At 61.0% G+C, this 9,394-nt stretch carries 9 protein-coding genes; all 9 read left to right on the top strand.

The genetic code is table 11. The features are described from left to right. Positions 1-718 precede the first annotated feature (718 nt). Complete coding sequence (locus DMP06_RS11105) at positions 719-1,762, top strand: phosphoadenosine phosphosulfate sulfotransferase (RefSeq protein ID WP_123209799.1); 1,044 nt, start codon at positions 719-721, stop codon at positions 1,760-1,762. A 227-nt stretch (positions 1,763-1,989) separates the two neighbouring features. Beyond that, on the top strand, positions 1,990-2,241 hold the full coding sequence (locus DMP06_RS11100) for a hypothetical protein (RefSeq protein WP_123209798.1): 252 nt from the start codon (positions 1,990-1,992) through the stop codon (positions 2,239-2,241). A 453-nt stretch (positions 2,242-2,694) separates the two neighbouring features. Next, positions 2,695-3,339, top strand: coding sequence for a hypothetical protein (locus DMP06_RS11095; protein ID WP_123209797.1), 645 nt, complete (start codon positions 2,695-2,697; stop codon positions 3,337-3,339). 568 nt (positions 3,340-3,907) lie between these two features. Beyond that, on the top strand, positions 3,908-5,221 hold the full coding sequence (locus tag DMP06_RS11090; protein WP_245962504.1) for an LCP family protein: 1,314 nt from the start codon (positions 3,908-3,910) through the stop codon (positions 5,219-5,221). 23 nt (positions 5,222-5,244) lie between these two features. Further along, entirely contained in the window at positions 5,245-5,904 is a 660-nt protein-coding gene (locus tag DMP06_RS11085) for a YveK family protein (protein WP_123209795.1), read from the top strand. A gap of 2 nt (positions 5,905-5,906) precedes the next feature. Further along, positions 5,907-6,698 (top strand): CpsD/CapB family tyrosine-protein kinase, encoded by a 792-nt coding sequence (locus DMP06_RS11080; RefSeq protein ID WP_123209794.1) that lies wholly within the window; start codon positions 5,907-5,909, stop codon positions 6,696-6,698. A gap of 193 nt (positions 6,699-6,891) precedes the next feature. Beyond that, positions 6,892-7,545 (top strand): CpsB/CapC family capsule biosynthesis tyrosine phosphatase, encoded by a 654-nt coding sequence (locus tag DMP06_RS11075; protein ID WP_123209793.1) that lies wholly within the window; start codon positions 6,892-6,894, stop codon positions 7,543-7,545. A 634-nt stretch (positions 7,546-8,179) separates the two neighbouring features. Next, positions 8,180-8,695, top strand: coding sequence for an antiterminator LoaP (gene loaP / locus DMP06_RS11070; RefSeq protein WP_123209792.1), 516 nt, complete (start codon positions 8,180-8,182; stop codon positions 8,693-8,695). A gap of 16 nt (positions 8,696-8,711) precedes the next feature. Then, positions 8,712-9,311: a sugar transferase gene (locus DMP06_RS11065; RefSeq protein ID WP_123209791.1), complete on the top strand. Its 600-nt coding sequence runs from the start codon at positions 8,712-8,714 to the stop codon at positions 9,309-9,311. The last annotated feature ends 83 nt before the right edge of the window (positions 9,312-9,394 follow it).

The following is a 9,394-nucleotide window of genomic DNA, read 5'->3' as shown; positions in this document are numbered from 1 at the left end:
AGTGGATGCGCTGGTTCCGCGAGGGGCGCATATCCCAGAAGCTCGGGTGGCTCACCCCGGACGAGCGCCGCGCGGCGCTGGGCTATCCGGTGCTGTAGGATGTACAAGAAAACGTCCGCGGTCCCATCGGGGCGATTATGGGTTACATACTTGAAATAAGTGGCAGCCCGCCGGTCCGAACGTAGATTTTGCAGGAGCGGCAATGCCGCGGATGCGATGATGCTGAAATCGGTCCCTAGAAAAAGATCGAGGCCCGGAAGGGAAGGGCCGGGCCTCACACAAGGAGGGGATGATCGGTGCAAGGGGAATGCACCGTTTCTGCTTGAACAAGCAGGCAAGTGAAGGAGGGGAGCCTTGCGCTTGCAGCGTTAATTATAAAGATGGGGTTTTGAGAACCTATGACGACGCCGTGGAGGTCTTGTGTTCTCGGATGCAAATCGGTGTAAAACCCGTGTCGGAAATCGCGCTGGCGCAGTGGGCGATTGTGGCTCGGCGGCAGGCATGGGTCAGCGGAAGGCATCGGTCAGCGGCAGGCATGGGTCAGCGACTTGCGAAGATGGATATCTGTCGCCACTGAGCATGCGCTCACGACTGGCGGGTATGCGCTTGCGGCGCCGTTTGTGCTTCGGGGGTTCTCACGCGGGCGCGCTCTCTGCATTGGGCCCCCTGCGCTACAATGGTCTGCAGCAAATCCCGTTTGAGTTTGGAGCGAATCCCCATGGCTGATATTCAACTGCGATTCCATCATGACATGCTCGTGCTATCCGCGCCCATCGACTACGCACTTGCGCGGCAGGGCGTGGACGTGCACGAGGATTTTGAATTCACCAGTCTTATCGAGCCTGAGATGGCGGCCGATGCTCTGCGTCTCGAGGCGCTTGCCGGTGCGCACTGCCTGGTTACGGCCACCGAGGGCATTTGCCCGGCGCGCCTCGCCCACGCGCGCATGGAAGACCGTGCCGCCGACGTGGCAACTGCGGCTCTGGCCAGCGTAAACGTCAACAATCCCCAGCATGTGCTGTGCGAGATCGGCCCATGCGGTCTGCCGCTTGACCCCTCGAACAAGGCTTCGCTCAAGCAGACCGCTCAGCAATATGAAGCCGCCGCGCGTGCTTTTGTAGGAGAAGGGATCGGCGCGGGGCATGAGACCGGCGCGGGGCATGAGGCCGGCGCGGGCGTGGGTAAAAGCGCCGGATCGCTCTCTGATGGCTCCCATTCAGGGCTTTCGGGCGCATCGTTGGGCTTTGGCGCGGTTCCAGGCTCCGGGGAGGGGACGCCCTTCGACGCGCTGTTCCTCAACGGAATGCGCACCGAGGCCGATATGCGTTGCGCCATCGAGGGCGTGCGCAAAGCGTACGACGGCCCGCTGTTTGCCAGCATGGATGCCAATGAGCAGGGCGAATTCGACCGCATGACCGTGCAGCAGGCCGTGGAAGCCATGCGGGGCGCTGATGTTGTGGGTATCCGCAGCTCTGCCGCGCCCGAAGCCCTGTGCGCTGCGGTGCGCCAGATGGCTCAGCTCACCGAGACTCCCATCCTTGTGCAGATTCGCGTGAAGGCCCCTACGGCCCAGGAGAAGAAGCGTGCGTCGTTGGGCGGTCCTGTTCCGGGCAATCCCTATCCCATGCCCGATGCGCTGGCTGATGCCGCGCTACAGCTGCGGGCAGCGGGCGCGCAGTTCTTGCGCGCGTGCGGCGAGGCGACGCCGGCCTATACGGGTGCGCTCGCGGTGGCTGCGCTCGGTCGCGATTGCGTGCGGTAAAACCGGGCAGGCGCGGACGGCTTGTCGCTTGCGTCGAGCCGGGCTTTCTGCGGCGGATGAAACCGGGTGGGTGGGGCGGCCCTTGCTTGGCTGCCTCCGTATACGCTCCCATATATAGGAGATAGTGAGATACTTGCCACGAAGAGGCGCTTGCGCAATTGCTATAGAAGGCACCAGCAAAGAGGTGCCTGCCAGCGCAAGGACATTGATGCACGAGAGGACTTTCCTTGGCTCTGCTCGAACGAAGCGAATCCTACGGCGAGCTCCAGCGCGTCGTAGACTATGTATATAAGAACGGCCCCATCGCGGAGCGGCTGGATGTGATTATCGCGGCAGAAACCTTCGATATCCATGCGGATTTGCGTGAGATTGTGGACCTGCTGCCGCCGGGCGCCTATACGCGCGTGGCGCTATGCACCCAGCTGAATTCATCGATCGCCGGTCACGGTTGGGGCTACGTGTACGGCACGGTGGAATAATGAACATGACGCGCGCGTGCCGTGTGCGGCGCGCAGGTTAGATGCGTGTCAATCGCGGTCTGCCGCTGACAGGTGGCGGACGCCCGCGCACATGGGGCGCGTTCGGCCGCCGCTCATCCCTGATGCGGAGCCGCGTGTCGAAAGAGGGGCGCAAAGGCAAACAAATAATTTGTTGTGCAACAAATTGTGTTTGAGGCGGGTTACAATCTCTAGCCTGTATGGGAAATGCGTGCTAGATTCCGCGGTTAAAAGCAAGGTCTTCGCGTGACGCATGCGGGTTTACTCTGCGGTGCGCAGGGCTCTTGCGCGAAAAGCATAAGAACCATGCGCGGAAATGTGGGCGGTACTGTGCCGCCGCACGCATGACTTCTGTGCAGCAGCGTGAGGATTTCGCCGCAATGCAAGTTTTTGCGCGACAGTTCGAATGACCATGGCAAGAAGGGAGGCTGGGACATGAGACACGCTCGTGAGGCGGGTGCAGACGATATCGTATCCCATCACGGGAGCTTGGCGCCCGGTGATACGCCGCAGGCCGATCTGCGGCCCTCGCGACAGCCGGCCCCTTCGCAACCTCTGCAGCAGCCGGGCTTCTCTCGGGCATCGCGGCAGACCGAGCTCTCGCAGCCATCGCACCAGGGCGAACCCGCGCTGCCTTCGTCGTCCTCGCCGTCGGGCGTGCCGCAATCGGGCTTCGTTCCCGCTACGGCGCGGCTGCGCATGGCTCCCTCTACGTCGCGTCTTGGGACGGTGCGCGGATTCACGGATCGCGAAGGCGATAGCGGGCGGTCTCGCCAGCGGATCGAGGGCGAAAGCGCGCTGGACCGCCTGGTGGACGACTTGACCGAGAACGCCGGAGCTTCGGACGATTTCTCCGTGCGCAGCGTATTTCGCGCCATCTCGGATGACGCACGCGCCAACAAGCAGGGCATGGGCTTGCAGGCGGCGCGCGATGCGGCAACCGAGGCGCTAGGCAGGCTCAAGGCTACGCTCCCTACTCATCGTGAAGCTGACGATCCGCATGCATCGCCGCCAGGGCGCAAGCGTAGTACCCGGGCCGGCATGGCAAAGGGCCGCAGCAAAGCCTCGCGAAGGCCCTGATGCTGATCTGCGATGGCCACGATGGGTTTGCGAGAGTCGTCAACCTGAGCATTGTCGATTGGCGCCAACCCACGTTTCGGTGAAATTTTACATTGGCTTTACGGAGAATCGCGCTTTGTTGGTTGTGGACCAACGCAAAGCATCCAACCATCCTTTACAATCCTTAAAGTTTGAATGCTCGCCGATTTTTCCTCCACGGGGCTTAAAAACCGATGGGGGGGGGGTGCTATCATTGCCTCCGACTTTTTCAGGTGACGCGAGGGCGCGCAACGGCTGCGAGGCAGAGGCTTCGCGGCGGGGCGCAAAGAGATAGAGAAAGGAAACGCCAGGGCCAAGCGGCGAGCGGAATCTGGCATAGCGCGTATACGATATGAGCGATAAGAACCCACATATTCCAAGGCGGCCCAGGGGCGCGCAGCCAGGCCAGCCTAGAGGCTTCCAGTCGGGCCAGCCTGGGGATGCGCGGTCGGCGCAGCCTTGGGGCGGCCAGCAGGCCCAGCCTGGGCAGCCCATGGGCGGTCGGGACTATGGCCAGCCTGCGGCTGGTGGGAGCCACGCGAGCGGGCAGGTGCCTCAGGGTGCGTCGGGCTCGGCTGCTCCTTCGGGCTTTCGCCCGGCTACGGCGGGGCGCGCATCACATGCCCAGGGCGGTTTTCGTCCCGCTGCATACGGCGCTGCACATGCTTCACGCGGCGCTCATGGCGCAGGTCAGGGCCAACCGGGCTTCGGCGGCAACGCCGCGTATGGCGGATCCCCCTACGGCGGCCAATCTCCCTTTGGCAACGGCGATAGCGACAACCTGATCAAAGTGCGCAAGAAGCGACACAAGGGTGCCAAGATCGCCCTCATCATCGTGGGCATTGTGCTGGCGCTGGTGGTTGCCGCGGGCGCGGCGCTCGCGCTGTGGATCAACTCCCTTAACTCATCTATGAGTCTGAGCGAAGAGGACCGGCAGGCGCTTTCCCAGGTGCTCGAGCAGCCCGCCCAGGCGGCGGACGGCCAGGAAAGCTCCGCGTTCTACATGCTCATTCTGGGCAGCGACGCGCGCGAGGGCGATACGGCCAGCCGCTCCGACGTGACCATGCTCGCGCGTATCGACCCCGATACCGCTACGGTGGACCTCATATCCATTCCGCGTGACACCATGGTCACCATCGAGGGCCAGGGCACGCAAAAGATCAATGCCGCCTACGCGTTTGGCGGCGCAGCGGGCGCCGTTGAGTGCGTGTCCGAATTCGCCGGCGTGCCTATCAGCCATTACGCCGAGGTGCACTTCGACGAGCTCGAGAATGTGGTGGACACCTTGGGCGGCATCTGGGTAGATGTGCCTGAGAGCTTTGATGCCGGTAACGGCGGTATGGCTTTTGAGGCGGGCGAGCAAAAGCTCAACGGCGAACAGGCTCTTGCGTATGCCCGTGAGCGCTATAACGTCTCCGGTGGCGATTTCGGCCGCGCTCAGGCGCAGCGTCAAATCGTGGAGGGAATCATTAAGCAGGTGCTAGCATCAAGCCCGGCAGAGCTCCCCAATATCATCGGTCAGCTGGCCGAGAGCGTGAGCACCGATTACTCCGTGACCGATATGGTGGCGCTTGCACAGCAGTTCCTGGGCAAGGACATGACCATGTATTCGGCGGCATGCCCCAGCTACTCGCTCTCTCAGGATGGCGTGAGCTATGTGGCAACCATGTTCGACGAATGGCGCGCCATGATGCAGCGTGTGGATGCGGGGCTCGATCCCAACGATGAAACCGCGGAGATTCCCGAGGCGCAGGCAAGCGACCCCAATCTGGGCGCTGCCACCAACTCGCCTGCACCTCAGCAGTACGAGGATCTGGCCGCCAACGCAGGACTGACCACCGATGATGTAGCGCCTGTTGAATAGCGGGCTTGAAAGGCAAACCTATCATGACGTTACTGGAACTTCTCAAACTGATGCGCAAGCATCTCAAGCTGGTGATAGCGCTGCCCATTGTGTGCGCCATCGCCATGGGGCTTGTGAGCTTCTTGTTCATGCCCAACACCTATACGGCTTCCACCAGCATGTACGTGTTGGTGCAAAGCGATAGTGGATCGGCCTCAACCATGAGCACCGATCTTTCTGCCAGCCAGATGATCACCAACGACGTGGCCAACCTCATCACCTCCGATCGCGTGACCCGCGATACCGCCACGGCGCTGCAGATGAACAGCCTGAACGACTACGACATCGCGGTGCAGAGCGAAACCACCACGCGCGTGCTTACGCTGAGCGTGACCGGCCAGGATGTGCAAAGCACCGCCATCATCGCCAACGAGCTGGCCAAGAACGTGTCCACTGTGGCTCAGGAGGTCATGAACGTCCAGAGCGTCAACGTGATCGACGAGGCCATCACGCCCGAGAGCCCCAGCGGTCCCAATCGCATGATGTACACCGCGGTCGCGTTTCTTGCGGGTCTGTTTTTGGCCGTTGCCATCGTGGTGCTGATGGACGTGCTCAACACCAAGGTGCGCGGCGCTGAAGATGTGGAAGAGCTTCTGGGCGTGCCGGTTATCGGCCGCATCCCGGCAATGAAGGAAGGGAAGTAGACATGGCGCGAAAGAAGGGCGGTGCCGATAAGCTGGTGGTGCAGAACGCCGCCAAAACGCTTCTGGCCAATATCCGCTTTGCCAGCGTCGACAATCCCATCCGCACGCTGGTCATTACCTCTTCGGTGCCTAATGAGGGCAAGACTACCGTGGCCGTGAACCTGGCGCAGGCCATTGCCACGAGCGGCAAGCGCGTGCTGCTGGTCGAGTGCGACATGCGCCGCCGCAGCGTGGCCGATATGATCGGCGCGCACGCCAAGGCGGGCCTTTACGCCGTGCTTTCCGACCAGGTGCGCTGGGAAAACGCTGTAGTGGCAACCGGTCAGCAGAACATGGACTTCCTGGATGCCGAGCCTCATATTCCCAACCCGGCCGACATCATCTCATCCAAGCGCTTCGCGCGTTTGGTGCAGATTCTGGAGGACGCCTACGACTACGTGATCTTTGACACGCCGCCCGTGGGCACCTTCGTCGACGCCGCCATCCTCTCCACCATGGTGGATGGCACGGCGCTGGTGGTGCGTGACAACTTCACCAAGCGCGACGAGGTGGTGCATGCGTTCGAGCAGCTGAAGAAGGCCGAGGCAAACATCCTGGGCGTGATTCTGAACGGCTGCGAAACCGAGACGAGCGAGTACTACTACGCGTATTACACCAAGGACGGCAAGCGTGTGAAGAAGGGTCATTCCGGCGGCCATTCCGCGGGAGCGGGGGATGCGGCGCCTGATGCGGATTTCGCGGTGGATGCGCCCATGCCCGCGCAGCGCGGTCGCGGCAGGCATGGCATTAACTAGGCCTCGTTAGGCCTGGTGGGCGCTGGCTGCGGCGGCGGGCGGCGTCAAATGATCGCCTTCGGGCAGTCAAATTCACGTAAGATACGCGCTCGCTCAAAATGTTGCACAACAAATTATGAGCGATGCGTGGCAGTATGAATGGATCAGGGTGGGTGCAAACCCGCTCGCGGTTGAAGAAAGGGAAAGCATAAGGATGCGCGACGTGCACTGTCATATTCTGCCAGGCGTGGATGACGGCGCGGCCGATTTGGACGAGAGCCTGCGTATGCTGGAGGCCGCCAAGGCGGCTGGCATTACGAGCATCACCTGCACCCCGCACTGCCGCGACCCTTACTTTGACTACGATGCCATGTGGGATGCCTACGAGCTTCTGGTTGAGCACGCAGACGGCTTTCCGCTGCAGATGGGCTTTGAGGTGTACCACCCCAAGCTTATGGAGCTGGGCATGCAGTGGGCGGAGTACCTCCATTTTGATGGCTCGAACGAGTTTCTTCTGGAGCTTTCCACCCGTGCCACCGAGCTTGAGTGGAACGAGTACGAACGCACCATCTTCGAGCTGCAGGGCATGGGGTACGACGTGATCATCGCGCACCCCGAGCGCTATCGGCTGATTCAGAACGACATCAGCTACGCTCGTCGTTTGGTGAAGATGGGCTGCAAGCTGCAGGCGTCGTCCGACTTTGTGCGAGGCGGGCGCCTGGGGGCGGAAAAGCGCCCGGCAAAGAAGATGTTCGATGAGATGCTGTACCGCTACATTGCGAGCGATGCGCATAACGTTGATCACTATAAGGCCTTTGCGGAGGCAAAGAAGAACTATCGTACGCGAGGCGCGCATATGCGTATCTAGCGTGCGGTTGCGGGATGCGTGTGAGGGAGTGTTTTGCCTCCTCGGGCGATTCCCGCTTCTTTTTGGCCGGTTTTTGCGTGACGCGAAGCCGTAATGGCAACACGACGCAATGGCCGGCACGAGCACACTCTCCCGATTCGTTCGGGGGGGGGGTGCTTCTTTTTTCCTCGCGGGTATGCTGCGGGCAACCGATCCGAGGGGCTGAACGCCCTCTTGGATTGGAGCAGGCTCTTGGAGTGCAGCTCTAGGAGCAGGCGAGATTGCCATGCAGCTTGTTGCGACAGGTGCGGCCACGCAGCCGCTTCTGCCGCAGGAAACTGCGCAAGGGCGCCATCGACTCGCACAGTCGCGATGGCGCCCCATGCTCCGCTCGCGGAGCGGGTGCTTGCGCGCAAGCGTGGGCACCAAGGCGCTTGAGGTTTAAATCTCAAGCGCGGGCCGCGGTACGCCGTGGCTCAATCGGCTGCGGTGCCACGCCGCGGCGCGGGACATATCTTGATAGCGCGAAATCGTCGCTGAGAGCGCGTTTCGTTGGCGGTTAAGGGGATGAATATCGTCATTGCAATGAGCAGGGAGGGTACTTTCTGGGGCGAAGCTATGCCCTGGACCTCCGCACTATGGGGAGGTGGTGCCCATGGCGCTGTATGTGATTCAAGTTGCCGGCGGCCAAGAAGGCCGCGTTGTTGAGATGATCGACAAATTCGTGAGCGAAGGGCTGGTGCAGGAGTGCTTCATCCCGCGCTACGAGATCATGCGCCGGTATCGCGGCGAATGGCACAAGCGGGTGGAAACGCTGGTGCCCGGATATCTTTTCATCGAATGCAAAGACGCAGGACGCGTGAACGAAGAGCTGCGGCGCGTGCCCGCGTTCACGCGCCTGCTGGGCAATGACGATAGGTTTATCCCCCTGACCGACGACGAGGTAAGGTGGCTCAACGCTTTCACCGACCTGGGGGACAGGGTGGTGAAGATGAGCGAAGGAGTCATCGAGGGCGACAGGGTGATCGTGTTGAACGGCCCGCTCATGAACCATGAGGGGCAGATAAGCAAGATCGACCGGCACCGACGAATCGCGTATCTGGATATGCCCATGATGGGAAGAACGAAAACAATCAAAGTCGGACTGGAAATTGTCAGCAAACGCAAGTGAAGAATTGAATAGCGGGATGACGGAGGCGTTTGAATCCGCGGTTTTGCCCGACGAAGAGACCTTGAGAGCAGCGGAGAAGTTGTGTACTGGGCGTATTGCATACCGAGTCGCTAAGCGCTCATTCGATATCGTCTTCAGCCTGTTTATTCTTGTCTTCTTTTGCTGGCTTTATGTCGCAATCGCCATTGCAGTCAAGGTCGATGATCCAAAAGGTTCCGTTCTGTTTAAGCAAACACGCGTTACAAAGGACGGGCGCGAGTTCGAAATGTACAAGTTCCGCAGCATGTGTACGGATGCCGAAGAAAAACTTGCGGAATTGAAAACGTTTAATGAAAAAACAGGGCCGGTATTCAAGATGCGCGACGATCCGCGCGTGACGCGCGTTGGTCATTGGCTGCGCAAGCTGAGCCTAGACGAGCTTCCTCAGTTCGTGAATGTACTTAAGGGCGACATATCGGTCGTAGGTCCTCGCCCTGCTCTTCCTAGCGAGGTGGCGACCTACACTCCGCGCCAACGCCAAAGGCTTCTGACCAAAGCAGGAATCACCTGTTATTGGCAAACACGTCGTGACCGGGGACCGCGGACGTTTTCTTGTACATCCTACAGCACCGGATAGCCCAGCGCCGCGCGGCGCTCGTCCGGGGTGAGCCACCCGAGCTTCTGGGATATGCGCCCCTCGCGGAACCAGCGCATCCACTC

Origin of the sequence: Slackia equolifaciens (assembly GCF_003725995.1) — a bacterium.
GTDB classification, from domain to species: Bacteria; Actinomycetota; Coriobacteriia; order Coriobacteriales; family Eggerthellaceae; genus Slackia; species Slackia equolifaciens.
This window is presented reverse-complemented; position numbering and strand designations above follow the sequence as displayed.